18 protein-coding genes, 1 tRNA gene, 1 other RNA gene and 2 pseudogenes are annotated in these 26,325 nt (G+C 71.6%); 19 read left to right on the forward strand and 3 right to left on the reverse strand.

The window, feature by feature from the left end; genetic code table 11:
• Nucleotides 1-334 precede the first annotated feature (334 nt).
• From ACFY2Z_RS34600 to ACFY2Z_RS34625, 6 genes are all read left to right on the forward strand, one after another.
• Nucleotides 335-814: a cupin domain-containing protein gene (locus ACFY2Z_RS34600; protein ID WP_390747975.1), complete on the forward strand. Its 480-nt coding sequence runs from the start codon at nucleotides 335-337 to the stop codon at nucleotides 812-814.
• Complete coding sequence (locus ACFY2Z_RS34605; protein WP_390747976.1) at nucleotides 802-1,575, forward strand: SDR family NAD(P)-dependent oxidoreductase; 774 nt, start codon at nucleotides 802-804, stop codon at nucleotides 1,573-1,575. Before ACFY2Z_RS34600 ends, ACFY2Z_RS34605 begins: the two co-directional genes overlap by 13 nt.
• A 200-nt stretch (nucleotides 1,576-1,775) precedes the next feature.
• A complete protein-coding gene (locus tag ACFY2Z_RS34610; RefSeq protein WP_390747977.1) occupies nucleotides 1,776-3,707 on the forward strand; it encodes a copper resistance CopC/CopD family protein in 1,932 nt (643 codons plus the stop codon).
• Nucleotides 3,708-4,042: 335 nt separating this feature from the next.
• Complete coding sequence (locus ACFY2Z_RS34615) at nucleotides 4,043-5,356, forward strand: ABC transporter substrate-binding protein (RefSeq protein WP_390747978.1); 1,314 nt, start codon at nucleotides 4,043-4,045, stop codon at nucleotides 5,354-5,356.
• Nucleotides 5,353-6,333 (forward strand): carbohydrate ABC transporter permease, encoded by a 981-nt coding sequence (locus ACFY2Z_RS34620; RefSeq protein WP_390747979.1) that lies wholly within the window; start codon nucleotides 5,353-5,355, stop codon nucleotides 6,331-6,333. Before ACFY2Z_RS34615 ends, ACFY2Z_RS34620 begins: the two co-directional genes overlap by 4 nt.
• Entirely contained in the window at nucleotides 6,330-7,226 is an 897-nt protein-coding gene (locus ACFY2Z_RS34625; RefSeq protein ID WP_390747980.1) for a carbohydrate ABC transporter permease, read from the forward strand. The genes ACFY2Z_RS34620 and ACFY2Z_RS34625 overlap by 4 nt, the downstream gene beginning before the upstream one ends.
• Nucleotides 7,227-7,297: 71 nt before the next feature.
• Here the strand turns inward: ACFY2Z_RS34625 and ACFY2Z_RS34630 are convergent, their stop codons facing one another.
• Together ACFY2Z_RS34630 and ACFY2Z_RS34635 are read right to left on the reverse strand one after the other, a co-directional pair.
• Nucleotides 7,298-10,105 carry a SpoIIE family protein phosphatase gene (locus tag ACFY2Z_RS34630; protein ID WP_390747981.1) on the reverse strand — a complete coding sequence of 936 codons (2,808 nt, stop codon included), beginning with the start codon at nucleotides 10,103-10,105 and terminating at the stop codon, nucleotides 7,298-7,300.
• 316 nt (nucleotides 10,106-10,421) lie between these two features.
• Entirely contained in the window at nucleotides 10,422-10,616 is a 195-nt protein-coding gene (locus tag ACFY2Z_RS34635) for a hypothetical protein (RefSeq protein ID WP_390747982.1), read from the reverse strand.
• Nucleotides 10,617-11,122: 506 nt separating this feature from the next.
• On the opposite strand from ACFY2Z_RS34635, the gene ACFY2Z_RS34640 reads away from it, so the two are divergent.
• The 8 genes and pseudogenes from ACFY2Z_RS34640 to ACFY2Z_RS34675 form a co-directional block, all read left to right on the forward strand.
• Nucleotides 11,123-11,350 (forward strand): hypothetical protein, encoded by a 228-nt coding sequence (locus ACFY2Z_RS34640; protein WP_390747983.1) that lies wholly within the window; start codon nucleotides 11,123-11,125, stop codon nucleotides 11,348-11,350.
• 21 nt (nucleotides 11,351-11,371) lie between these two features.
• The gene (locus ACFY2Z_RS34645) at nucleotides 11,372-11,794 is read left to right on the forward strand and encodes a DUF6924 domain-containing protein (RefSeq protein ID WP_390747984.1); all 423 of its coding nucleotides are present in this window, start codon (nucleotides 11,372-11,374) and stop codon (nucleotides 11,792-11,794) included.
• Nucleotides 11,795-12,085: 291 nt separating this feature from the next.
• Nucleotides 12,086-12,613, forward strand: a complete 528-nt coding sequence (locus tag ACFY2Z_RS34650) for a WxL domain-containing protein (RefSeq protein WP_390747985.1) — start codon at nucleotides 12,086-12,088, stop codon at nucleotides 12,611-12,613.
• Between the two features lie 25 nt (nucleotides 12,614-12,638).
• Nucleotides 12,639-13,670, forward strand: a complete 1,032-nt coding sequence (locus tag ACFY2Z_RS34655; protein WP_390747986.1) for a hypothetical protein — start codon at nucleotides 12,639-12,641, stop codon at nucleotides 13,668-13,670.
• A gap of 664 nt (nucleotides 13,671-14,334) precedes the next feature.
• Nucleotides 14,335-16,293, forward strand: coding sequence for a hypothetical protein (locus tag ACFY2Z_RS34660; protein WP_390747987.1), 1,959 nt, complete (start codon nucleotides 14,335-14,337; stop codon nucleotides 16,291-16,293).
• A 362-nt stretch (nucleotides 16,294-16,655) separates the two neighbouring features.
• Nucleotides 16,656-17,057 carry a hypothetical protein gene (locus ACFY2Z_RS34665; protein ID WP_390747988.1) on the forward strand — a complete coding sequence of 134 codons (402 nt, stop codon included), beginning with the start codon at nucleotides 16,656-16,658 and terminating at the stop codon, nucleotides 17,055-17,057.
• A gap of 517 nt (nucleotides 17,058-17,574) precedes the next feature.
• A pseudogene (locus tag ACFY2Z_RS34670) lies at nucleotides 17,575-17,784 on the forward strand (ATP-binding protein); the annotation flags it as partial.
• 23 nt (nucleotides 17,785-17,807) lie between these two features.
• Nucleotides 17,808-18,208 (forward strand): annotated as a pseudogene (locus ACFY2Z_RS34675) (tyrosine-type recombinase/integrase); the annotation flags it as partial.
• Between the two features lie 64 nt (nucleotides 18,209-18,272).
• Here ACFY2Z_RS34675 and ACFY2Z_RS34680 read toward each other — a convergent pair.
• Nucleotides 18,273-18,360, reverse strand: a tRNA-Ser gene (locus ACFY2Z_RS34680).
• Nucleotides 18,361-18,433: 73 nt separating this feature from the next.
• On the opposite strand from ACFY2Z_RS34680, the gene ffs reads away from it, so the two are divergent.
• From ffs to ACFY2Z_RS34705, 5 genes are all read left to right on the forward strand, one after another.
• Nucleotides 18,434-18,530, forward strand: an RNA gene (gene ffs / locus ACFY2Z_RS34685) — signal recognition particle sRNA small type.
• A 129-nt stretch (nucleotides 18,531-18,659) separates the two neighbouring features.
• Nucleotides 18,660-20,951: a DNA polymerase III subunit gamma and tau gene (locus ACFY2Z_RS34690; protein ID WP_390747989.1), complete on the forward strand. Its 2,292-nt coding sequence runs from the start codon at nucleotides 18,660-18,662 to the stop codon at nucleotides 20,949-20,951.
• Nucleotides 20,952-21,061: 110 nt separating this feature from the next.
• Nucleotides 21,062-22,324, forward strand: a complete 1,263-nt coding sequence (gene purD / locus ACFY2Z_RS34695) for a phosphoribosylamine--glycine ligase (protein WP_390747990.1) — start codon at nucleotides 21,062-21,064, stop codon at nucleotides 22,322-22,324.
• 403 nt (nucleotides 22,325-22,727) lie between these two features.
• The gene (locus tag ACFY2Z_RS34700; RefSeq protein WP_390748025.1) at nucleotides 22,728-24,491 is read left to right on the forward strand and encodes a hypothetical protein; all 1,764 of its coding nucleotides are present in this window, start codon (nucleotides 22,728-22,730) and stop codon (nucleotides 24,489-24,491) included.
• A gap of 294 nt (nucleotides 24,492-24,785) precedes the next feature.
• Nucleotides 24,786-26,285: a N,N-dimethylformamidase beta subunit family domain-containing protein gene (locus ACFY2Z_RS34705; protein ID WP_390747991.1), complete on the forward strand. Its 1,500-nt coding sequence runs from the start codon at nucleotides 24,786-24,788 to the stop codon at nucleotides 26,283-26,285.
• Nucleotides 26,286-26,325: the final 40 nt, after the last annotated feature.

The following is a 26,325-nucleotide window of genomic DNA, read 5'->3' on the forward strand; positions in this document are numbered from 1 at the left end:
AGCAACAACACCTGGCTCCACACCCGAACCGCCGCCCTCAACCTTCGCCGACTGATCAACCTCGGACTCACCTACGCCAGTGGCACCTGGCACCTCGCGCCGGCCGGCACATGACCGTAGGGGCCATCCGGCCGCACGACCAGACAACCCCTCACCAAGATCTTCATCGACCTTCTAGGTCGTGTTTCGAAGTCCCGTCTGGCTCGCGACGCCTGGCACGGCACCTCGCCGCGTTGTCGGGGTACCGCTGGGAGGTGCCCCCTGCACCGGACGCCGCGGGTCCCGCCCTTCGGGCGGACGACGCTGCTTTCGAACAGGCCCTAGCCTTCCTGTCGTGACCCCTGATGACCTCATCGCGCACTACGGCCTGGAACCGATCCCGCGTGAGGGCGGGCGGTACCGGCGGACCTGGACGGGGCCCGAGCGGCCCGACGGGCGCCCGGAGGGCACCGCGATCGTCGCGCTGCTGACCGCCGCACCGGAGGACTACTCGGCGCTGCACCGCCTCCCGGCCGACGAGGTCTGGCACTTCTACCTGGGCGACCCGCTTCGGCTGCTGTTCCTCGCCCCGGACGGCGGTGTCCGCACCGCCGTCCTCGGGCCGGACGTCCTGCGCGGCCAGCACATCCAGCTCACCGTGCCCGCCGGCACTTGGATGGGCGGACGGGTCGCCGAGGGCGGGGCGTGGACGCTCTTCGGCTGCACGATGGCGCCGGGCTTCACGGACGAGAGCTACGAGCACGGCGACGCGGCCGTGCTGAGCGCCCGCTACCCGGGCGCGGCGGACCGGATCGCGGAGCTGTGCCGGCCGTGAGCGGACTGCTGGCGGGGCAGACGGCCCTGGTGACCGGGGCGGGCGGCGGCATCGGACGCGGGATCGCGCTGCGGTTCGCCGAGGAGGGCGCGGCGGTCGCGGTGCACTGCCGCACCTCGGTGACGGCGGCTCGGGAGGTGGCCGCGCGGATCCGTGACACCGGAGGCCGGGCGGTCGTCCTGCGGGCCGATCTGACCGACGAGGACGCCTGCCGAAGCCTGGTGCGCGAGGCGGCCGAGTTCGGCGCGGGCCGGCTCACCGCGCTGGTCAACAACGCGGGTGTGCAGCCGACGCGGGAACTGGCCGGGATGACGGCCGCCGAGTGGCGGGCCGTGGTCGACACCGACCTCTCCAGCGTGTTCGCGTGCACCCAGGCGGCGGTGGAGGTCATGCGGGAGACGGGCGGCGGCACGGTCACCCACATCGCCTCGATCGAGGCCACATACCCGGCGCCTCTGCACGCCCACTACTGCGCCGCCAAGGCGGCCGTCGTCATGCACGCCCGGTCGGCGGCCCTGGAGTACGGCCCGCTCGGTATCCGCGTCAACGCCGTCTCGCCCGGCCTGATCGACCGCGAGAACCTGGCGGAGGCCTGGCCGGAGGGCGTGGCGCGGTGGCAACGGGCCGCGCCCACCGGCCGGTTGGGACGCCCGGAGGACATCGGTGACGCCTGTGTGTTCCTGGCCTCCCCGCTCGCGTCCTGGATCACCGGGCACGACCTGGTGGTGGACGGCGGGGTGTCGGCCCGCCCCACGTGGTGACACGGCCGCCGGTCATGATGACGTAACCCTCGTACGGAGGTGCGGCATCGCCCCGGGCTTGAGCACAGGGGACACCGCGTCCGTACGTAACAGGACCCGGGAACGGCGGATACGGGAGACATGACGTGGGCGCAGCACGCGTGCGGGGGAGGAGCCCGGGGGCGGGCGGGCGGCACAGGGGGCTTCGGCGCCTGGCCCTTGTGCTGGTCGTCGTTCCCCTGGTCCTGCTCGCGGGAGGCGGTTCCGCGTCCGCGCACGCCGCGCTGAAGGGCACCGATCCGGCGGACGGCACCGTGCTGAAGACGGCACCGAAGGCGGTGACCCTCACCTTCTCCGAGTCGGTCGGCCTGCTGGACAACTCCATCCGCGTCCTGGACCCGGGCAACCGCCGGGTGCACACGGGCAGTCCGGAGCACGCGGACGGCCGCTCGGACACCGCGCGGGTCACGCTCCCGCACCTGCCCGACGGCACCTACATCGTGGCGTGGCGGGTGGTGTCGGCCGACAGCCACCCGGTGAACGGCGCCCTCACGTTCTCCGTGGGCAAGCCCTCCGTGACGACCGCCGTCGTCACGGGCGACGAGGCCCAGGACGCCGCCTCCGCCGCGCTCTACGACATCGCCCGGTACGTCGCCTACGGGGGACTGGCCCTGGTGCTCGGCATCACCGTGTTCGCGATGGCGACCGGGATGAACGGGGCCCGCGGCCTGCTCGTGGGCGGCTGGTGGACGCTGCTGGGCGCCACCTGCGCGCTGCTGCTGCTCCGCGGCCCGTACGAGCGGGGCAGCGGCCCGGCGGCGGTCTTCGACCCCTCGGTCCTGCGGGAGACGGGGACGAGCCGCCCGGGCCTCGCGCTGCTCGCGCGGCTGGTGGTGCTGGGGCTGGCGGCGGTGGTCGTCGGCCGGTCGGGGGCGGCGCCGCGCGGCCGACTGCGGTTCGCGATCGTGAGCGTGCTGTCGATCGCGCTGACCCTCACCTGGGCGGTGTCCGAGCACGCCTCCGCCGGGATCCAGGTGCCGGTGGCGATGACCTCGGCGGTGCTGCACCTGCTGGCGATGGCGGTGTGGCTGGGCGGTCTCGCGGCCCTGCTCACGATGCTGTACCGGGCGCCGGAGGAACTCCCGGCGCACGCGGTCGCCCGGTTCTCCCGGCTGGCCTTCGCCGCGGTCGCCGTCCTGGTCGCCACCGGTGTCTACCAGTCCTGGCGCGGCCTCGGCTCTCTCGACGCGCTCACCTCCACGGTCTACGGCAGGTTGCTGACGGCCAAGCTGGTCGCGGTGGTGCTCCTGCTGACGGCGGCGGCGTACTCGCGCCGCTGGACGGCACGGCTCGCGATACCCGCGGCCAGGGTGCCGGTGCCGGAGCGGGCACGGGAACCGGTGGCGGCCGGGGGCGGGCCGGGCCGGCCGGAGGCGCCGCACGAGGACGGTCACGGGACGCCGAGCACGGGCCGGGACGGGACGCCGGGCGCCGTGCCCGCGGGCGGCGGAACCGAGGCCGTAGCCGCGGATCGGGACGCGGACGGGGGCGGCGTGGAGACGGACCTGGGTGCGGACGGCGAGCATCCGGACCCGGGCCCGGACCCGGACCCGGAGCCCGTGCGCAGCGGTGCCGGGCACGGGCAGGACGGCCCGCCCGATCCGGGACCCCAGCGGCGCGCGCTGCGCCGCTCGGTGCTGGCGGAGGTCACCATCGGGATCGTGGTGCTGGTGCTCTCGACGCTGCTCAGCGGCACCCAGCCGGGCCGGGCGGCGACGGAGGCGGCGACCTCGACGGCCGCGGCGGAGGAGTCCCTCGGCTCCACCGTGGAGCTCCCCTTCGACGTGGGAGCGGCGGGCGGGCACGGCAAGGTGCAGATCGAGCTGACGCCTGCCCGGGCGGGCGAGAACGCCGTCCAGGCGGTCGTCTACGGCCCGGACGGCGGTATCGCCACCGTTCCGGAACTGCGGCTGACCTTCACGTTCAAGGCGCGCAACCTCGGCCCTCTGGACGCCGGGCTCACCGACCGGGGCGGCTACTGGGCCGCGGACGTGCTGAACCTGCCGCTGCGGGGCGCCTGGACCATGAAGGCGACCATCCGCACCAGCGACATCGACCAGGTGACCGTGTCGAGGACGGTGACGATCGGTTAGCGGGAGCAGCGGGCGGAACATGATGTTCCGTCACCCTCCTGCGGTGGGCGGACCTGTTTGGTTCCCGGGCTCCGACCCCGCGTCTGACCATGGGTGACGACCCGTCGAACACCCGACAGCGGGCACCCCGATACCGGTTCTCCGCTGCCTGGTTGTTAGCAGGAGTGATCAAGGTCGTGTCGATTACGTTTCCAAAACGGCCGTGGGGGCCTCTTGACGCATACCCGGACATGCGAGTGGGATGACGCCCACGATGTTCGGTCAAGTTGGTTTCTGATTGATTCTGACCCGCTCACAGGGGCCAGCCGTGACCGACCCTGCCCCCAGGAGCCGTCATGCAGCACACTCCGTCCGGTCCCTCCCTCCCGAGCCCGAGCCGCCGCTCCCTGCTGCGCGGCATCGGTGGTGCCGCCGTCCTCGCCGGAGCCGGTATACCCCTGCTCAGCGCCTGCGGCGGCAGCGGTACGTCCTCCGACCCGAAGACCGTCACCCTCGGCTCCAACGCGTCCGACGCCGTGCCGAAGAAGGCTTTCACGGAGGTCTACGCGGCCTTCAAGAAGCAGTCGGGCCTCACGGTCGACGTGAACACGAAGGACCACAACACCTTCCAGGAGCAGATCAACTCGTATCTGCAGGGCACGCCTGACGACGTGTTCAACTGGTTCGCCGGGTACCGCATGCAGTTCTTCGCGGCCAAGAAGCTCGCCACGCCGATCGACGACGTGTGGCAGAAGATCGGGGGCAACTTCCCCGACGCGATGAAGAAGCTCAGCAAGGGCGAGGACGGCAAGTACTACTTCGTGCCGCTGACCACGTACCCGTGGGCGATCTTCTACCGCAAGAGCGTCTTCCAGCAGCACGGCTACCAGGTCCCCACCACCTGGGACCAGTTCGTGGCCCTGTGCAAGCAGATGAAGAAGGACGGACTGGTCCCGATCGCCTTCGGCGACAAGGACGCCTGGCCGGCGATGGGCACCTTCGACCAGATCAACTTCCGCCTGAACGGCTACGACTTCCACGTCCAGCTGATGGCGGGCAAGGCGTCCTGGACCGACGCCAAGGTCAAGGCCGTCTTCGACCACTGGACCGAGATCCTGCCCTACCACCAGGACGGCGCCATGGGCCGCACCTGGCAGGACGCCGCGCAGACGCTGGTGTCGAAGAAGGCCGGCATGTACCTCCTGGGCAGCTTCGTGGCCCAGCAGTTCACCAACAAGGCGGACCTGGACGACCTCGACTTCTTCGCCTTCCCGGAGATCAACCCTGCCTACGGTCAGGACACCGTCGAGGCGCCCACCGACGGCTTCATGGTCAGCAAGGCCCCGAAGAACCACGCGGGCGTCGTGAAGCTGCTGGAGTACCTGGGCTCCCCGGACGCCGAGGAGACCTACCTCAAGACCGACCCCAGCGTGGTGGCCGCCTCCTCCAAGGCCGACACCTCCTCGTACAGCGTGCTGCAGAAGAAGGCGTTCGAGATGATCAGCAGCGCCAAGAGCCTCACCCAGTTCATGGACCGCGACAGCCGCCCGGACTTCACCTCCACGGTGATGCAGCCCGCGCTGCAGAAGTTCATCCAGGACCCCAAGGGCGTCGACAGCCAGCTGTCCTCGATCGAGCGCCAGAAGAAGACGATCTTCGCGTCCGCATGAGCACCGACACGACCACGAAGTCCCCGGAGGCGGCCCCCGAGCCGCCTCCGGGCGCCGCATCCAAGAAGAAGGCGGTCACGCGGGGGCACCGTCGCCTGCTGACCCGCCGAGACCGGATCACGCTCGCCCTGATGGCGGGCGTGCCCACGGTCCTGCACGTGGCCCTCGTCTGGGTCACCGCCCTCGCCTCCATCGCGCTCGCCTTCACCACCTGGGACGGCATCGGGTTCGACTCGATCCAGTGGGTGGGCCTGGACAACTTCAAGCAGCTCTTCACCGACAACCCGCAGTTCTGGCCGGCCGTCCAGCACAACGTCGTCTGGTTCGTGGTGCTGATCCTGATCCCGACGCCGTTCGGCCTGTTCCTGGCCGTGCAACTGGACAAGAAGATCCGGTTCAGCAGGGTCTACCAGACCGCGTACTTCCTGCCGGTCGTCATCTCGATGGCGTGCATCGGCTTCGTCTGGCAGCTCGTCTACAACCCGGACACCGGCCTGATCAACAGCATCATCGGCGCCAACAAGCCGGGCCACTACATCGACTGGATCGGCAACCCCAGCCTCAATCTGTGGGCCGTCCTCATCGCCGCGTCCTGGCGGCACACCGGCTACATGATGATCCTGTATCTGGCCGGCCTGAAGAGCGTGGACCCCTCGCTGCGCGAGGCCGCGGCCCTGGACGGCGCCGACGAGTGGCAGACGTTCAAGAGCGTCATCTTCCCCACGCTGCGCCCGACCAACACCGTCGTGCTGGTCGTCACCATCATCGAGTCCCTGCGCGCCTTCGACCTGGTCTTCGTCTTCAACAAGGGTGCCCAGGGCACCGAGCTGCTGTCGATCCTCGTGACCAACAACATCATCGGTGAGTCCAGCCGTATCGGTTACGGGTCGGCGATCGCCGTCGTCCTGCTGGTGATCTCGCTCGCCGTGATCATCCCGTATCTGGTGGCCACCTTCCGGAAGGAGCGGCGAGCGTGAGCGCCTCCACCCTCGCGACCGGGGCGCCGACGAATCGCGCGCCCGTCCGCCCCGCCCGCATCCTGCTGCATGTCTTCCTCGCCGGCACGGCCCTGGCCTGGCTCGCCCCGCTGCTGTGGGCGGTCTTCTCGGCCCTGCGCCCGTACAGCGAGACCAGCGCCAAGGGCTATGTGTCCTGGCCGGACAAGCTGAGCCTGGACAACTTCATCAACGCCTACCAGCAGTCGGGCATGCTGCACTACTTCGGCAACACACTGCTGATCGCGGTGCCGGCCGTGCTGCTGACGCTGTTCCTGTCGTCGATGGTCGCCTTCTACGTCGCCCGCTTCGACTTCCGGCTCAACCTCGCGCTGCTGCTGGTGTTCACGGCGGGCAACCTGCTACCGCAGCAGGTCATCATCACCCCGCTGTACCGGATGTACCTGCTCACCGACCTGCCGGGCATCACGGCGAGCGGCAAGCTGTACGACTCCGCGCTCGGCCTGGTCCTCATCCATGTGGCGTTCCAGTCCGGCTTCTGCGCCTTCGTGCTGAGCAACTACATGCGCTCGCTGCCGCACGAGCTGACCGAGGCCGCGCTCGTCGACGGCGCCTCGGTGTGGCGGCTGTACTGGCAGATCACGCTGCCGCTGTGCAAACCGGCGATGGCTGCCCTGGCGACCCTGCTGTCCATCTGGATCTACAACGACTTCTTCTGGGCCCTGGTCCTGATCTCGACCGGCGAGAAGATGCCGATCACCTCGGCCCTGAACAACCTGACCGGCCAGTACTTCACGGACCCCAACCTGGTCGCCGCGGGCGCCCTGCTCACCGCGATCCCGACGCTGATCGTGTACTTCGCGCTGCAGCGCCAGTTCGTGAGCGGTCTGACCCTGGGCTCCAACAAGGGCTGACCCGGCCGGAGGGAGAGACGGTGGTGGTGCGGGGGCCCGGCCGGGTCCCGGCACCCCGTGCCGTCCTGACGTCACAGGGTGACGTCGTCGAACTGTTCCAGGAGCACGTCGACCGGTCGCTGGCCGACGCCGTAGGCCGCGCTGCCGTGCAGGCTCTGTTCCGCCCAGATGACCTTGCCGCAGGTGGTGTACCGCGTCCCCCACCGCTGGGCGAACTGCGCCACGAGGAACAGCCCGCGCCCGCCCTCGTCCGTGGTCGCCGCCCGCCGCAGACGCGGCGAGGTGCTGGTGCAGTCCGCGACCTCGCAGATCAGCGAGCGCCCGTACAGCAGCCGCGCCTGGATCGGTGGGGCGCCGTACCGGATGGCGTTGGTGACCAGCTCGCTGAGGATGAGCTCGGTGGTGTACGCGGTCTCCTCCAGCCCCCAGTCCCGCAGCCTGTCCCGGCACTGCGCCCGCACCGAGGGCACCACCGCCGGGTCCGAGGGCACGTCCCACTCGGCCACGCGCGAGGGCGGGAACAGCCGGGTGCGCGCCACCAGCAGGGCGATGTCGTCGGAGGGGTGGTCCGGCTTCAGCCTGTTGATCAGCACCTGGCAGGCCTCCTCCGGATTGGGCCCCACGGCCCCCTCCAGGGCCCGGCGCAGCTCGGCCAGCCCGGTGTCGATGTCACGGTCGCGGTTCTCCACCAGACCGTCGGTGTAGAGCACCAGCTGCGAGCCCTCGGCCAGCTTCAGCTGCACGGTCTCGAAGGGGTAGCCGCCCAGTCCCAGTGGGGCCGAGGCCGGCACCTCGAGAGTGCTGACGACCCCCTCCGGGGAGACCAGCAGCGGGCCGGGATGCCCGGCACGGGCCATCGTGCACGCCCCCGTCACCGGGTCGTAGATCGCGTAGAGGCAGGTCGCCCCGGTCACCCCCTCCCCCTCGTGACCGTCGGCGGCGCCGTCGGGCCGCTCCTCGCTGTCCATGCGCACGACCAGGTCGTCCAGGTTCCCGAGCACCTCGTCCACGGGGAGGTCCAGCGTGGAGAAGTTGTGCACCGCGGTGCGCAGCCGCCCCATCGTCGCGGCCGCGTGCAGCCCGTGGCCGACGACGTCCCCGATCACCAGCGCCACCCGCGCGCACGACAGCGGGATGACGTCGAACCAGTCCCCGCCCACGCCCCGCCCTTCCGCCGGCAGATACCGCCAGGCCACATCGAGCGCTTCCTGCTCCGGCTGGCCACGCGGCAGCAGGCTGCGCTGCAGCGTCACCGCCATCTTGTGCTCGCGGGTGTACCTGCGGGCGTTGTCGATGGCGACCGCCGCCCGCGCGGCCAGCTCCTCCGCGAAGGACAGGTCCTCCGGCTCGTACGCCGGGGATCCCGCCATCCGGTAGAAGTTCGCCACGCCCAGCGGCACCCCCCGGGCCTGGAGCGGCACGGTGAGCAGCGAACGCAGGCCGCACTCCAGAGCCTTCCGGGCCCGCTCCGGATCCTGCGCCTGCCAGCCGGGCGCCTGCCGCAGGTCCGGCTCCAGCACCCCGCGCCCCTGCTGCAGCGTCTTCATCTGCGGGCCCCCGGGAGCGAGGGTGATCAGCTCGCCGACCGGATACACCGGGATCATCCGGACGTCGCCGGCGATCGCCGCGCGCCGCAGATGCCGCCATCCCTCGGCCGTCGGCTCCCATCCGCGCAGCACCGAGTCCAGCAGGTCAACCGTGGCCGCCTCGGCGAACTGGGGCACCGCCACCTCGGCCAGCTCCTCGGCGGTACGCCGCACATCCAGGGTCGTCCCGACCCGCACACCGGCCTCGTAGAGCAGGGTCAGCCGCTCCCGCGCCACCTCGGCCCGGCCCGTCACCGCCGCCAGCTCGGTGGTGTCTCGCAAGGTCACCACGCTGCCGTCGGGTCCCGTGTTCGGGACGGTGGGCCGCTTGTTCACCGCCAGCAGCCGGTCCCCCACCTGGTACACCTGGTCGGTGATCGGCCCCGGTGAGCTGAGCAGCCCGGCGAGCGGCTCCGGCAGGTCCAGTTCCTGCACGGTGCGCCCCTTCGCGCTCGGCGGCAGGCCCAGCAGCCGCAGTGCCTCGTCGTTGGCGAGCATCAGCCGCCCGTCGGCATCGGTGATCAGCACCCCCTCTCGCACGGAGTGCAGGACCGCGTCATGGTGCTCGTACAACCGGGCGAGCTCCTCCGGGCCCAGGCCGCGGGTCTGCCGCCGCAGCCGCCGGGCCACCAGCATGGCCCCGGCCGTGGCCACCACGAACGCGCCCGCGCCCGCGCCCGCGATGAGCGGCAGCTGCGGCATCCACAGCATGGACACGTTCTTGACCGTGATCCCGGCCGAGACGAGGCCCACGACCGTCCCGTGCGGGTCGGTGACCGGGACCACCGCCTGTACTGCGGTCCCCTTTCCCGCGGGCAGCGGCGGCCCGCCGACCTGTTCGACGACGATGTGGCCGTGCAGTGCGGGCTCGATGGTGCCGACGAACTTCTTCCCGATCTCCTGCGGGTACGGGTAGGTGTACCGGATCCCCGTGGTGCTCAGGGCCACCAAGAAGTCCACGCCGGACTTCTTCCGTACGTCCTCGGCCTTCGGCTGCAACTCCTTGGACGGGTCAGGGCTGCGGAACGCCTTGACCACACCGGGAGAGTTCGCGAACGTCTGCGCCGCCACGACCGACTCCCGCTTGCCCTCGTCCAGGGCGTCCCGGGCCGACTGCAGTACCACGGCCGCCACCGCGGCCGCGACCAGCAGGACCACGATCACGAGCTGGACGAGGAAGACCTGCCCGGCCACGCTGCGCAGGCTGAGCAGGCAGCGGCGACCGGTGCGCGGCCGGCGTTCAGCAGACACGACGGGCTCCGACACCGCCGGAAAACTCCATGTTCCCTTCATAACACCGCAGGGCGAACAAGGACCCACTATGTCGAAACGTCCCATCAACCAGCGTTCCCGGCGCTTCGGGCATCCGGGCCGGCGGACCGGTCCGGGGCGCGGCCGCCGCTGTCGGTCCGGGCGTGAAGTCGCCCTGTCCCGGCGCGGGTTGGGCCGCGCCGAAACGCCACGGAGACGGCCCGTGCCCGCGCGCCGCCTCCGCGGGCGGCCGGCGCCCGGCACTCCCCCGAGCTCTTCGAGCAGGGGGCACTCCCGGAGCACGCGCCTGACGCCGCAGGGCGCCCTCCGGGCGACGGCGCGAGCTTGACGACACGCCCTAGTCCAGCAGCTTGTCCAGGGTGATCGGCAGGTCCCGGACGCGGATGCCGGTCGCTTGGTGCACGGCGTTGGCGATGGTCGCGGCGGTGCCGACGAGGCCGACCTCGCCGACGCGGCGGCACCATGTCCCCGATCCGCAGCTCCACGTTGTCGACGGCGACGTGGAGGGCGGGTCCCCGATCCGCAGTTCCACGTCGTCGACGGCGACGACGAGGGTGTCCGCGGCGATCTGGGTGAGCGCCGTTCAGAATGCCGGTGCCGATGTCGGCGGCGGCGATCAGCGCCGTGTAGCGCCCGTCGGGAGCGGCCCGGATCGTCGTGGCGCTTCCCGGGAAGCGCCACGAGGGGTAGGACGAGGCGGCCACCCCGGCCCCGATCAGCCGGCTTCCGTCGCGCCGGGCCCCGGGGACGGGGTTGCGCCGCTCCCACCCGAACCGGCGGGCGCCGTCGCGCGGACAGTCCACCAGATGGCGGCTGGAGTACGGCAGGCCCGTCTCGGGGTGGACGCCGGGCTCGTTGCAAAGGGACTCCGACATCCTCCAGCACACTCGGGCCCGGAGAAATACTGCTATTTGTCCGTTCATGACCCGTGTCGGTCGCCGCTATGTCCGGCAGCCGGCTCTGCGGTGGGCTCCGGCAGCCGGGCTCTGCGGCGGGCTCCGGCTGTCGTGGAAATCGAACACATGATTGAATCTGTGCATGCGACGGTTTCCCGAGGACCTCGTCCAGGCCCAGCAGGAGTGGAGCACCACCTACCGCCGGCTCGCCGAACGGCCCGGCCGGACCGAGCTGCGCCGGCGCCTGTACCGGCTGTCGACCGCGGTGCTCTTCCATCCGTACTGGCAGGAGCGCGGACGGACGCCGGCCGCCTGGGCGGAGTTGCGCACCCTGGGGCGGGAAGGAGCAGGCCGGCGGCCGTTGTCGTAGGCGGGTGGCAGGATCACCGCCATGTCTCTGCCTGAACCCGATGATCTGACCTCGCTGGTTCTGCGCACCGATTTCGGTGACGACGGATCCTGGGACGCGGTTCGAGCCGCCCTCGACGTCGCGGACGACCATTCCCTTGCCACATACGTCGACGACCCTCGTTTCGCCGAGGTGAGCGTCCAGGCGCTGCTGGACGAGGAGGCCGCGACAGCGGAGGACGAGCGGATCTTCTACGTCTTCCTGGCGGACGCGGCCACCATGGCGGATCCGTCGTGTCCGCTGCTGGCCGTGGACCTGGCGGACGAACCCGGACGGACGTTCAGGGTCCCCGCCCAGTGGTTCTTCGACGTGTCGGCGAACCTCAGCCTCGCCAACATGGACTTCGCCGAATTCGCCGACGCGGCTGACGGATCGGGGACCTTCCGCGGCTTCGACGAGGACTGACGGCTCGCCGGGGAGTGGCGGCGAAAGTCGGTCCGTGTGCCGCGCCGGCGGGGCGCGTCCTTCCCCGGCACGGCCCGTCCGACCTGCGGGTGCGCCGCCATCTCCACTGACGCGGACCCTTGTCGGCCGCGAGGCCGGAGCCCTCGGCCGGTGCGTATATTGATCCGAATCGGCTAGATGCGGTCGTGTCGGGTCGGGGAACAACTGCAGACGGTGGCGCAGGCCCTCACTATGCCAGTGATCATGCAGCGAGACGCTGCTTGCGTCTCCCACCCCGAGAGGAAAAAGAGAATGCGTCGTGGCATTCCCTTGTCGGTGATGCTGTCCTCCCTCGCAGTTCTGGTCTGCCCCACATCGGCCTCCGCCGCAGACACCCCCGTGACGCTGGAAGTGACCGGCGGCGGCCTCGGCATCACGGTGCCGGCGGGACCGGTCGACCTCGGTTCCACCATCGTCAGCTCCACCCCGCAGACGGTCAGCAACCAACTGGGCAACGTCTCCGTGACGGACCAGCGCGGTGGCACCGCCGGCTGGACCGTCACGGCCCAGGCCGTGGACTTCACGGGTCCCAACAACACCACCATCTCGGTCTCCGCGCCGAACTCCAGTACCTACCACGCTCCTCAGGCGAGCGTGATCGGCACCGCCACGGTGACCCCGTCGGACCTCAGCCCCATGTATCCGCCGGGCCCCGTGCAGACCGCCACCGCGGTCACCGGCACCAACTCGGCCACCTGGAACCCGACGATCTCGATCACGGTTCCCGCGAACTCGCTCGCGGGCACGTACACCTCGACCATCACGCATTCCGTGGCGTGACGTAACGCAATCCGAGGTCTCTTCTGTGCACAAGTACATTCCGGCCGGAGCGCTGTGCCTGATGGCGCTCGCCGGGACCCTCGGTGGCCCTCCGTCCGCGATCGCGTCACCCCGTGTCGCGGCGGCGGGGGGTCCCGGCGGTCAAGGCAGCTTCTCCGTACGGCTCGTCGACGTTCCCGCTTCCCTGGTCAACGACACACGCGCACGTCAGTACATCATCGACAACCTGCGCCCGGGCACCACCATCCGCCGGCGAGTGGAGGTGGCGAACACCTCCGACAGACCGGCGGGCGTGATGATGTATCCCAGCTCCGCGACGATCAAGCACGGTTCGTTCATCGGCACGTTCGGAAGACGAGGAAACGAACTGACCTCCTGGATGTCACTGGGCAAGAAGTGGCTCCGGGTGCCGGCCCACTCAACGGCCCGTACGTCCGTGACGATCCACGTGCCCAGGGACGCGGCCCCCGGCGAGCGATACGGCGTCGTCTGGGCCCAGGTGTCCGGAGGGCACGGCCCCGGTGTCACCCTGGTCAACCGCGCCGGCATCCGGGTGTATCTCTGCGTGGGCGGTCACAATCCACCGGCGACCAGATTCCGGGTCGACACGATGACCGGCGAACGCGACCGGGCCGGCCGGGCGATCGTCAGGGCTCAGGTCCACAACACCGGCGGCCGCGCTCTGGACCTGAGTGGATTCCTGAACCTGACCGCGGTGAGAGGCAGCATCAACGCCGGCCCCTACCCGGTCGAACTCGGCACCACCCTCGCGCCCGGCCAGTCCGAGCCGGTGACGGTGGTGGTGACCGACCAGGTGGCGAACGGCCCCTGGAAGGCCACCCTCCACCTCAAGAGCGGCCTGTACGAGGAGACCTACCGCGCCCGCATCACGTTCCCGCGCCACACCGGCCACGGACGGCCGGGCCGGGCGCACGCCGTCGTCGCCGGCCGATCCATGGCCTTCTACGGAGGGGCGACCGGACTGGTCCTGGGCGGCGCGCTCCTGCCGGTCACCGTGATCCTGCGGCGCCGGAAGGCGGCAGCGCAGAGCACCTGAGGAAGCCCGGCGGCGGGCGGAGCCGTCCTGGCCCCGCCCGATGGACCGCCGGTGGGACGGAGCACGTTCAAGGGCCCGGCCGGGCGAACCGCAAGCACCGGCTCGACGGTGAGACCCCGGTCGGCATGAACCACTTCGGCTTCCCCATCGAGGACAGGGCCGCCACCTCCGAGACCCTGAGGGCGGCCGGCACCCCGAGACCGGCCGAGCGCCTCACCGATCGCCCCTTCGCCGAGTACCGGGCCATGGACCCGGAGGGCAATTGGTTCGACCTCTCGGAACCCGGCTTCGGCGCCCCCGCCCGCCCTCGTCGGACTCCACGAGATCCTGAACCCCGACAACACCTAAGGCCCCGACCGCTCGCCGGTCGGAGCCTTCGGTGTTGTCCGAACGTCCGCGAACGGCGGTGAACGAGAGGGAGACCGACGCGGTGGCGACCGGCTGGGTGCTTGATCCTGTCCAGGTGCGCGCGCGGGCCCCGGTCGGCTGCGTACGCAACTCTGATCAAGGATTTACCTGTTCCGCGTTGTTCGTGGCCGGCGGTGTGGCTAGCGTTCCTCCGCCCCCATCTGCGGATCTCGCATCGACATCGATCAGCGGCATCCGACTGTCATGGGCAGACCATCCGGTCCCCCAGCGCGACCACCACAAGAAGGGCATTTCCTTGCTCTCGAGGAGACGTCGGGCGGCATCCACCGCCGCCCTGCTGTCCACCACGGCACTCATATCGACCGGATGGCTCACGGCCACCGCGTCCGCCGCACCGTCGGCCACCGGGGCGCCCCATGTCAAACACCTGTGCGCCCACGCCACCGCGCCGGGCCACGTGGCGTGCCTCGCCGAGGCCCGTACCGACGTCGTCCAGCATCTGACCGTCAGCCCGCACACCACCCCGTCCGGTTACGGCCCCTCGGACCTGCAGAGCGCCTACAACCTGCCGTCCGCCACCGCCGGTTCGGGCCGCACCGTCGCGATCGTCGACGCCATGGACGACCCCAACGCCGAGTCCGACCTCGCCGCCTACCGGTCCCAGTACAACCTTCCCGCCTGCACCACGGCCAACGGCTGCTTCAAGAAGGTGAACCAGACCGGCGGCACCACCTACCCGAGCGCGGACTCCGGCTGGGCCGGCGAGATCTCTCTCGACCTCGACATGGTCAGCGCCGTCTGCCCGCAGTGCCACATCACGCTCGTCGAGGCCTCCTCCACGAGCATGACCGACATCGGCACGGCCGAGAACAAGGCAGTCGCCCTCGGCGCGAAGTACGTCTCCAACTCTTTCGGCGGCACCGAGGACCCGACCGAGACCACCGCCGACGTCCAGTACTTCAACCACCCCGGCGTCGCCATCACGGTCAGCGCGGGAGACAGCGGCTACGGCGTCGAGTACCCGGCCTCCTCCCCCTACGTCACCGCGGTCGGCGGCACCTCCCTCAGCCGCGCGAGCAACACCCGCGGCTGGAGCGAGTCGGTGTGGTCCACCAACTCGACCGAGGGCACCGGATCCGGATGCTCCGCCGACGAGGCGAAGCCCACCTGGCAGTCCGACACCGGCTGCGGCAAGCGCACCGTCGCCGACGTCTCCGCGGTCGCCGACCCGGCCACCGGCGTCGCCGTCTACGACACCTACGGCGCCTCCGGCTGGGACGTCTACGGCGGCACCAGCGCCTCCTCGCCGCTCATCGCGGCCACCTACGCGCTCGCGGGCACCCCGACCGCGAACAGCTACCCGTCCTCCTACCCGTACGGGCACGGGTCGGCGCTGAACGACGTCACCACGGGCAACGACGGCACCTGCTCGACGAGCTACCTGTGCACCGCCGGCAAGGGCTACGACGGCCCCACCGGCCTCGGCACGCCCAACGGCACCACCGCCTTCACCGGCGGCGCCAGCACGGTCAACTTGCTGCAGCCCGGCCGGAAGCTCACCTCCGGCCACCGCCTGAGCAGCGCGAACATCACGCTCACGATGGGCAGCGACGGCAACCTGGTCGCCTACCTCAAGACGAACGGTACGAGCGGCAGCGGCCCGGCGATCTGGTCCAGCCACACCTCCGGCCACTCCGGTGCCTACGCCTATATGCAGACCGACGGCAACCTCGTCGTCTACTCGAGCACCGGCAGTGCGCTCTGGTCCACCCACACCAACGGCCACACCGGCGCCTACTTCCTGGTGCAGGACGACGGCAACATGGTGGTCTACGGCGCCGGCGGCGGGCCCAGCGCCGGCGGCTCGCTGTGGTCGGACGGCACCTACGCGCGGTCGACGAAGATCGGCTCGGGCCAGAAGCTCCACGGCGGCTGGTGGGCCCAGACCCAGTACACCCGCCTGGTGATGCAGCCGGACGGCAACTTCGTGATCTACCGCAAGCACGACGGCAAGGCGATCTGGTCCAGTCACAGCTCCGGCCACTCCGGTGCCTACGCCTATATGCAGACCGACGGCAACCTCGTCGTCTACCCGAGCACCGGCAGTGCGCTCTGGTCCACCCACACCAACGGCCACACCGGCGCGTACGCCCTGCTGCAGAGCGACGGCAACTTCGTCGTCTACTCGAGCACCGGCGGACCCGGTAAGGGCGGCGCACTGTGGGCCGGCAACACGCGGTCGTACGTGCCCTGAGCCGTACGTTCTCTTGAAAAAAGACGGTGACCTGGGGGAAACTCCAGGTCATCGGCGTATGTGGAGTGCCTGCCGAATTCGGACTCCCGCGAGCGCACTTGTCTGACGGATATCAGCGGGCTGTTCAGGCAAGTTGGGCACGTGCGTGACGTGGCGGGCCTTCCGGACTTCTTACGGAGCCGAAAAGTCCGGCGACCTCGTTTCGGTCGTAACGAGGTCGCACATCAGGGCAGATTGCACCTGCGGACGGGCGCACAGCGGCACCGCCCACTCGGCGCCCCTGTTGCTGCTGCTTGCCTGGAAGCCGTGTCATAGCTTGACCTGCGCCGAAGTGCGGGTGGGCAAGGAGCCGGGAGGCGCGGATGAGCGGGAACTACGGGCTGTGGATCTCGGTGGCGACAGGCGCCTGCGTCTGGGTCTCGGCTCTCCGCAGCACCGTCCAGCAGATCCGGGCCCAGCGCGGGACGCGCGTCACGGGGGCGCTGCTCATGAGTCACAGAGAGCGTTCGCCGGCCGGCGACGGCACGTCGTCGACCATATGGATGGGGCTCGTGCGCTTCCGGGAGCCGGGCACCGGCGTGCCGCACGAGAAGCGGGTACGCCTGTCCGGCCCGGGCACCCCGGGCTCGAAGGTGGAACTCTGCTATCCCTCGGGACGTCCCGAGAAGGTTCGGCTCTTTGGGGGATGGACCGGCTGGCAGTTCCCCGTGGTCGGCCTGGTGGTGGGAGCCGGTTTCGCGTTGCTGCCCTTCTTCGCCGGATAGGCGAGCCGCCTTGCTCCGGTTGAAGCCGACGGTACGGCGGCCGGGCGAGCAATCATCGCTTCAGGGGCGAGGTTGGGTCGCGTCTGGTGTGACCTGCGGGTTTTCTGCCTCGGTACAACCATCTGGTGAGCTCTTGAAACGACGAAGCAGCTGACCCAGGAGCACGCGCACACAGCTGCTTCGATCGTCAGCCTCGCGGTTGCGCCCCTCGCTTACTGGGTTGGGCTGCGCGCGATGCGGAAGCTCCCCTGACGGCTCCCCATCCGTTGCTAGCTGGTGCTGTCCTCGAGCACGTGATCCCCGCTGTGCCGGAGGCGGCGAAGAGCAACGCCAGCAGAACAGCCGGTATGGCGACGTAGAACCTCATGCTCCCTCCCCGCACGGCGGACCCGCGCCCGACGGCACCGGGATCATGCCACCCGCCGTATGCCGCGTCCACGCGCTCCCGTAGCCCACGACCCTCCTGATCAACCGGAAGTCCTGGCCACGCCAAGGGCGGCCCCCACGCCTCGCCTTCGACCTCCTGCTCCGACTGTGCAACTTGCCGGGCGCCGAGACGGAATGCCTGGCCATCGCCTGGCTCGTCGGCTGCCTCGGACCCTCCGTGCCCGTCCCCGCACCGTTCCTCACCGGGCCGCAGGGGCGGGCAAGTCCACCGGGTGGGCGGATGTTCGTGCGGATCATCGAGGGCATGAGCGGTGACCTGCGCAGGGCGCCGAAGGACGATCTGTGCGCGCAGCTCGACGCGGCCTGCTCCGTGCACACGCCGAGACCCAGGAGCGCGAGCACAAGGCGGCCGGCGATCCGTGGGTCGAGTCGGACTACGTCGTCACCAAGCCCCTGGGTGGCCCGCAGAGCCCGAACACGGACTGTCACGAGTGGAAGCAGTTGCTGGAAGAAGCGGGGGTCGGAACACCCGGCTGCACGACGCCCGCCATACGGCCCACCGTGCTCATGCTGCCCGGTGTCCCGGACCGGGGCATCGATCAGGTCATGGGGTGGGAAACGGGCCGGGCACCTCCGCGGGCATGCGGGCGCGGTACCCGCAGGTGCCGGACGCCATGCTCAAGGACGTCGCCCGGGAGGTCGCCGAAGCCATCTGGGGACCCCCGGAACCCGCTGTGGACAAAAACCAGGACGACGAGGTCTGAGGACAACGTCGAAGGGCCCCACCGCAAGCGGTGGGGCCCTTCGACATCGTGCCCGGTGAGGCACTGGCGGAGGATACGAGATTCGAACTCGTGAGGGGTTGCCCCCAACACGCTTTCCAAGCGTGCGCCCTAGGCCTCTAGGCGAATCCTCCGCCGGAAACATTACATGACGCGAGGGAGTGCTAGCGAACTCGTTCGGGGCCCCGGCGATCGGGTAGGCTGGGGCTCAGCCCCTCACGCGGCGCTATCTGACTGAACTCCCCCAGGGCCGGAAGGCAGCAAGGGTAGGTCGGCTCTGGCGGGTGCGTGAGGGGTCTTCTCTGTTTCCGGGTAGCGAGGTCGCATTCACCGGCAGCGGGGGCCGGGTCTTCCTCGGGGGCCGGACGGTCCTCGCGGGGGGAGCGGCTCGGGGCGGGGCGGGTTGTCGGTGGGCGCCTATAACCTCGTAAGCGTGTCGTCTCTCGCGCTGTACCGCCGCTATCGCCCGGAGTCCTTCGCCGAGGTCATCGGGCAGGAGCATGTCACTGACCCGCTGCAGCAGGCGCTGCGGAACAACCGGGTCAATCACGCGTACCTGTTCAGCGGGCCCCGCGGCTGCGGCAAGACGACCAGTGCCCGCATCCTGGCGCGCTGCCTGAACTGCGAGAAGGGCCCCACACCGACCCCCTGCGGCGAGTGCCAGTCCTGCCGTGACCTGGCGCGGAACGGACCGGGGTCCATCGACGTCATCGAGATCGACGCCGCGTCGCACGGTGGTGTGGACGACGCCCGTGACCTGCGCGAGAAGGCCTTCTTCGGACCCGCGAGCAGCCGGTACAAGATCTACATCATCGACGAGGCCCACATGGTCACGTCGGCCGGTTTCAACGCGCTGCTGAAGGTCGTCGAGGAGCCGCCCGAGCACCTCAAGTTCATCTTCGCGACCACCGAGCCGGAGAAGGTCATCGGGACCATCCGCTCGCGCACCCACCACTACCCCTTCCGGCTCGTGCCGCCCGCGACCCTGCGGAACTACCTGGGCGAGGTGTGCCAGAAGGAGGCCATCCCCGTCGAGGACGGGGTCCTGCCGCTCGTCGTGCGCGCGGGCGCGGGGTCCGTACGTGACTCCATGTCCGTCATGGACCAGCTGCTGGCGGGCGCGGGTGTCGACGGTGTGACGTACGCCATGGCCACGTCCCTGCTCGGGTACACGGACGGCTCGCTCCTCGACTCCGTCGTCGAGGCCTTCGCCTCCGGGGACGGTGCCGCCGCCTTCGAGGTCGTGGACCGGGTCATCGAAGGGGGCAACGACCCCCGCCGGTTCGTCGCCGACCTGCTGGAGCGGCTGCGCGACCTGGTGATCATCGCCGCCGTGCCAGACGCCGTCGAGAAGGGACTCATCGACGCCCCGACCGACGTACTGGAGCGGATGCAGGCCCAGGCGGGCGTGTTCGGCCCGGCAGAGCTGAGCCGTGCCGCCGACCTCGTCAACGAGGGGCTGACCGAGATGCGGGGCGCGACCTCGCCCCGGCTCCAGCTCGAACTGATCTGCGCGCGCGTGCTGCTGCCCGCCGCGTACGGGGACGAGCGGTCCGTCATGGCACGCCTCGACCGGTTGGAGCGGGGCGTCGACTTCTCCGGCGGGGCCGGCCCCGCCATGGGCTATGTCCCGGGACCCGGGGCGCACGACGTGCCGGCCGGGGGACCGGTGCCGCAGCACGCGGCGCCCGTTCCGCCCGGGGGACCGGTGCCGCAGCACGCGGCGCCCGTTCCGCCCGGCGGCGGTGCCGCGGCGGCTCGGGCCGCGGTGCGCGGCGGGGGCGCCGGGCCCGGCGGTGCGCCGGCGTCCGGCGCGGGCGCGTACGGGGCCGGGGGCCCCGGTGGCCACGACGGCGGGGCGACGCCCGCCGCGGCCTCGCCGCCCGCACCCCAGGAGGCGCCCCCCGCCGCCTCGGCCCAGCCTCCGGCCGCCGCTCAGCCGCAGGCTCCGGTCGCCGCCGCTCCCGGCGCCTGGCCCCCCGCGAGCGCGGCCGGCGGCGGCCGACGGCCCGGCGGATGGCCCACGGCGACGCCCTCGGGCGGGGGCCAGGGCCCGGCCGCGCCCATGCCGTCGGCGGGTCCCGCGTCCGCTGCTCCGGCCGCCGCCCCCGCCCCGGCTCCCGGCGGCCTCGACCCCCGCACGCTGTGGCCCAACATCCTGGAGGCGGTGAAGAACCGCCGCCGCTTCACCTGGATCCTGCTGAGCCAGAACGCGCAGGTGGCGGGCTTCGACGGCACGACGCTGCAACTCGGCTTCGTGAACGCGGGCGCGCGCGACAACTTCCTGAGCAGCGGCAGCGAGGACGTGCTGCGAGGCGCCCTCGCCGAGCAGTTCAACGTGCAGTGGAAGATCGAGGCGATCGTCGACCCGTCGGGCGGCTCGGCCCCGCCGCCCTCCGGGGGCTCCGGCTTCGGCGGCGGCTTCAACTCCGGCGGTGGTGCCGGCTACGGCACCGGGGCACCGGCCGCGCCCCGCCCCGCACCCCAGCAGTCCGCACCGGCAGCGCGTCCGGCCGCGGCGGCGGCCCCTTCCCCGGCACCGGCCGGTCCCGCCTCCGCCCCGGCCCCCGCGGCGCCTCCCGCCCCGGCGAGGCAGCCGGTCGCTCCCGAGGACGACATGCCGGAGGACGACGACCCCGACCTGGACGAGTCGGCCCTCTCGGGCCATGACCTGATCGTCCGGGAGCTGGGCGCCACCGTCGTGGAGGAGTTCTCCAACGAGTGACGGGTGAGTCCGCCGACGGGTGGTGGTTCGGATAAAGCCACAAACCTGCCTCCCGCCTCCCTTCGGCAGCCCCCACAAGGGCATGGCCCCGCGCCCGTTAGGCTGACCCCGTGAAGGTCCTCGTCATCGGCAGCGGTGCCCGCGAACACGCCCTGTGCCGTTCCCTCTCCCTCGACCCCGACGTCACCGCGCTGCACTGCGCCCCAGGCAACGCCGGCATCGCCGAGGTGGCCCAGCTGCACCGGATCGACGCCCTCGACGGTGACGCCGTGGCCGGGCTCGCCACGGAACTCGGCGCCGAGCTCGTCGTCGTGGGCCCGGAGGCCCCACTCGTCGCGGGCGTCGCGGACGCCGTGCGCCGGGCCGGGATCCCCGTCTTCGGCCCCTCCAAGGAGGCCGCGGAGCTGGAGGGCTCCAAGGCGTTCGCCAAGGACGTGATGGCGGAGGCGGGGGTCCCCACCGCGCGTTCGTACGTCTGTACGAGCGCCGACGAGGTCGAGGAGGCGCTCGACGCCTTCGGTGCCCCGTACGTCGTGAAGGACGACGGCCTCGCCGCCGGCAAGGGCGTCGTCGTCACCGCCGATCTCGACGCCGCCCGGGCGCACGCGGCCCGCTGCGAGCGCGTCGTCATCGAGGAGTTCCTGGACGGCCCCGAGGTGTCCCTGTTCGCCGTCACCGACGGCGAGACGGTCGTCCCGCTCCAGCCCGCGCAGGACTTCAAGCGCGCCCTGGACGGCGACGAGGGACCGAACACCGGCGGCATGGGTGCGTACTCGCCGCTTCCGTGGGCCGATCCGAAGCTGGTGGACGACGTTCTGCGGACCGTTCTGCAGCCCACGGTCGACGAGATGCGCCGCCGCGGCACCCCGTTCTCCGGTCTGCTCTACGCGGGTCTGGCGATCACCTCGCGCGGTGTGCGGGTCATCGAGTTCAACGCCCGCTTCGGCGACCCGGAGACCCAGGTCGTCCTCGCCCGGCTGAAGACCCCGCTCGCCAGAGTCCTGCTGGCCGCGGCGAACGGCACCCTCGCCGATGTCGAACCCCTGCGCTGGAGCGACGACGCGGCCGTCACCGTGGTCGTGGCCTCGCACAACTACCCGGACACCCCGCGCACCGGCGACCCGATCACCGGCCTCGACGAGGTGGCGGCCGAGGACGCCCCGCACGCGTACGTCCTGCACGCGGGCACCCGGCGCGAGGGCGACGCGGTGGTGAGCGCGGGCGGCCGTGTGCTGTCCGTCACGGCGACCGGTGCGGACCTCGTCGAGGCGCGCCGGCGGGCGTACGCGGCGGTGGACCGCATCCGCCTCGACGGCTCCCAGCACCGTACGGACATCGCGGCGAAGGCCGCGGAGGCCGACGTCCGGGCCTGAGCCCTGCCGGGCGCCGGCGACCGCGGCAGCCGGGCCACCGCCCCCGAGAGGCGGTGAGCGATGAACCCCCCGGGCCCCGAATCCCTCTCCGGATTCGGGGCCCGGTCCGTGTTCTGCGTCATCCACCTTTCCCCAAAGCCATTCCATCGAGTGAGCGGTGACCCATCCGGCTGACGACGGCCAGGACCCCAACTAGGGTGCGGCGCAAGCCGTTCCGGCACTTGGCCCACCGGCATTGCGATGTCAGTGGCGGGTGCCACAGTGGGGGAGTGAGCAACGCACGGGTGTCCGGCGACGACTTGCGCGCCGGACACGACGGAGACCGTCACGGCGCAGGCCGCGCCGGACGCCGGCGGGCTGTGCAGAGGCGGGACAGAGGGGGTGACGTCCGGTCGTGACCGGTATGGGTGTGGAGGCGGGCGCGCAGGGCGCGCGCTCACGGGCTCTTGCCGTGCTGCGGATCCGCGGCAGAGCGCTGGCCGTCGCCCTGCTGCCCGCCGCCGTCGCCGTCGTGCTCCTGGCCGGTGAGTCCACCGGCCACATCAGCGGCCACGACTGGGTGATCACCCGCTGGGTCGTGACCGCCGTCGCCGCCGTCGTCCTGCTCTCCGCCGCCGGTATCGCCCTCGTCGTCGCCCGCGCCCGCCCGGCCGTCAGCCCGACGGTCCCGCTCTCGGAGGCCGCGGCCCCCGATCTGTACCGGATGGTCCGGGACCTGGCCGACCGCCTGGACGTCCCCGCCCCGTCCGCGATAGCGCTCACGCCCGACTGCGACAGCTGGCTGGAGGATCGCACCCACCGCGCCCACGGCCCGCCGCCCCGCGGCGGACAGGAGCCGGCCGCGCCCGGGGGGATACGCGGCCTGTCGGCCCCCCGGCCCCTCCGGGCCCCGACCGCGCCCGTGCTCGTCATAGGCTCGCCGTTCCTGTGGTGGATGCGGGTGGGTGAACTGCGCGCGGTCCTCGCCCCGGTCGTGGCCGGCACGGGCCCGTCGGCGCACCCCGACATAGCGGCGGCCCGCCGTTTCGTACGAGGACTGGACGCGGCCGTGGCCGTGACGTCCGCGCCCGAGCACAGCCCGCCCATACGCACGCTGCTCGCCGGGGTCGGCTGGGTGGCCCGCCTGCTGCTGCGGAGCTGCCGGGCGCATGCGGCGGAGATGGAGCGGGGGGTGGCGGCGGCCGCGGCCGAGCGCGCACAGGCCGTGGACTACGGTCTGCGGATCGTGGCGCAGGAACAGGTCGGGCTGGCGTACGCGGGCTGGGACCGCCTGCTGACCCGGGTCGCCCTGCCGGCCTGGCGGATGGGCCGCTGGCCCTCACGGCTGGACGCGGGTGTGGTCGCGGCGCTGACGGAACTGTCGCGCCGGGACCGGCTGGCCGAGGGCTTCGCCTCCCGGCTGGGCGAGCGGCCGGCCTGTGATCTGCTCGAGGAGCCCGGGGCCATCGACGAGGCGGCCTCGCTGCTCGCGGCCCGCCTCTTCCACGGGGGTCCGGCCGAGCCCGGCCCGCAGTGGGCGCCGGTGGACTGGCGCGACTACCCGGAGGAGGTCGTCGACCGCAAGTGGCGCACGGACGCGGCCCGCCTTCAGCGCGTCCTGGACGCCCTGGGCGTCCACCAGCCCACACCCAGGACGGTGCCCGGCGCGGACGGCCCGACGCTGGAGCGGGTCCTGGAGTATCTGACGGTCCGGGCGCCCGGTACCGAGGGCGAGGCGCCGGTGCCCACGACTCCCGACGACGACGGGGTGGTCGCCAGCGTGCGCGCCGCCGCCCTGGTCGCCGGGCTCAGCGCCGCCATGGTGCGGGAGGAGGCGGCCGTCGGCCGGACACCGGGCGGCGGTGAGGCGGGACAGGCGCCGGGCCCGGTCCCGGCGCTGTGGGACGAGGGGGTGCTGCCGCTGTTCCCGCTCCAGCCGCCCCGCACCGGCCGGGAACTGCTCGTGGACCATGTCACCGCGATGGTGTGCTGCGCCGCGATGGACACGGCCGGAGCGGTGCCGGGGCTCGACTGGCTGGACGGGCCGTCCCTGCTGGTCAGGGGCGAGCGCACGGCCGATCTGGCGCCTCGGGTGCTCACCCTGGTCGAGGAAGGCGATCCGGCCCCGCTGCGCACCTGGCTGCTGAACCTGGGGGTGCGCGCCGAGAAGCCGGTCCGGTTGGTCTGACATCCGGCCATACGGCGCCCGCGACCCCTCGGCCCGCGCCGACCCGGGGCCCGCTCCCGTCCGCATCCGCCCCACCGGTCGGCACCTCCACCGCCGCCCACCTGCGCGGATGCCGGACCTTCGAGTCCGCGACCCCGACCCCTGGCCGGAGAATCCCATTCCGTTCACGTCAATTCACGACGAACGGTGACGGAGTGCGTGCGTAATGTGATGTGCTGGGACCGATCGCGCACGAGGCACATGCCGGAGCAAGGGCTGAGGACGGCTCACGGGGGACGAGGGAGGGGACATCACATGGGGTCGGAGCACATCCGCCGCTGGGAGTCGGGCGCTCTCGCACATGCCGTGACGGATCCTTTCGGCCAGGGCCCCGTCCCCTGGCTCCGAGGAAGTGAGACGTACTTCGACGACACGGGACACGTGGTCCCCTGGTACGTGGATCCGGCACCGGCCCACATCCCCTCCCAGGGCGCCAAGGGCACCCGTATCCCGGCGCCCCGCACCAGCGGCCCCCGGTCGGCCGACGACGTCCACCGCCAGATCAAGGGCTTCACCTCGACGGGCGCGGTGGCGCCGGGCGACGCCATCGACTTCCACATCACCGTCGACCCGCCCCAGGAGTTCGCCGTCGACGTGTACCGGATCGGGCACTACGGGGGCGACGGAGCCTCCAAGATCACCACCAGCCCCCGCCTCTCCGGCATCGTCCAGCCGCCCCCGCTCACCGCCGACCGCACGGTCTCATGCCACCACTGGTGGCTCTCCTGGCGGCTGCAGGTCCCCTCGTACTGGGGCATCGGCGCGTACGTCGCCGTCCTCACCACCGCCGACGGCTACCGCTCCCACGTGCCCTTCACCGTCCGCGACGGCCGCCCGGCGGACCTGCTCCTGCTGCTGCCCGACATCACCTGGCAGGCGTACAACCTCTATCCGGAGGACGGGCACACCGGCGCCAGCCTCTACCACGCCTGGGACCAGGACGGCCGGCTGCTCGGCGAGGCCGACGCGGCCACCACGGTCTCCTTCGACCGCCCGTACGCGGGCGCGGGACTGCCGCTGCACGTCGGCCACGCCTACGACTTCATCCGCTGGGCCGAGCGCTACGGCTACGACATCGCCTACGCCGACGCCCGCGATCTGCACGCGGGCCGCGTCGATCCCACCCGCTACCGCGGCCTCGTCTTCCCCGGCCATGACGAGTACTGGTCGACGCAGATGCGCCGCACCGTGGAACTCGCCCGCGAACACGGCACCTCGCTGGTGTTCCTGTCCGCCAACACCATGTACTGGCAGGTGGAGCTGAGCCCCTCCCCGTCCGGGGTCCCGGACCGGCTGCTCACCTGCCGCAAGCGCCGCGGCCCGGGGAGGGCCGCGCTGTGGCGGGAGATCGACCGTCCCGAGCAGGAGATGATCGGGATCCAGTACGCGGGACGGGTCCCCGAGCCCCATCCCCTCGTCGTCCGCAACGCCGAGCACTGGCTGTGGGAGTCGACCGGCGCCCACGAGGGCGACGAACTGGACGGGATGGTCGCCGGCGAGGCGGACCGTTACTTCCCGCGGGCCCCACTGCCCGAGCACCAGGGCCGCATCCTGCTCGCGCACTCCCCGTACCGGGACGGTGAGGGCGCCCTGCGCCACCAGGAGACCTCCCTCTACCGGGCCCCGTCCGGAGCCCTGGTCTTCGCCTCCGGGACGTTCGCCTGGTCCCCCGCCCTGGACCGCCCCGGCCACACGGACACCCGGGTCCAGCAGGCCACGGCGAACCTGCTCGACCGCATCTGCAAGCGGGACTGATCCCTCCGCGACCCCACCCCGTACTCGGCTCGTTCCTCGC

Origin of the sequence: Streptomyces sp. NPDC001222 (assembly GCF_042896945.1) — a bacterium.
Lineage (GTDB): Bacteria > Actinomycetota > Actinomycetes > Streptomycetales > Streptomycetaceae > Streptomyces > Streptomyces gibsoniae.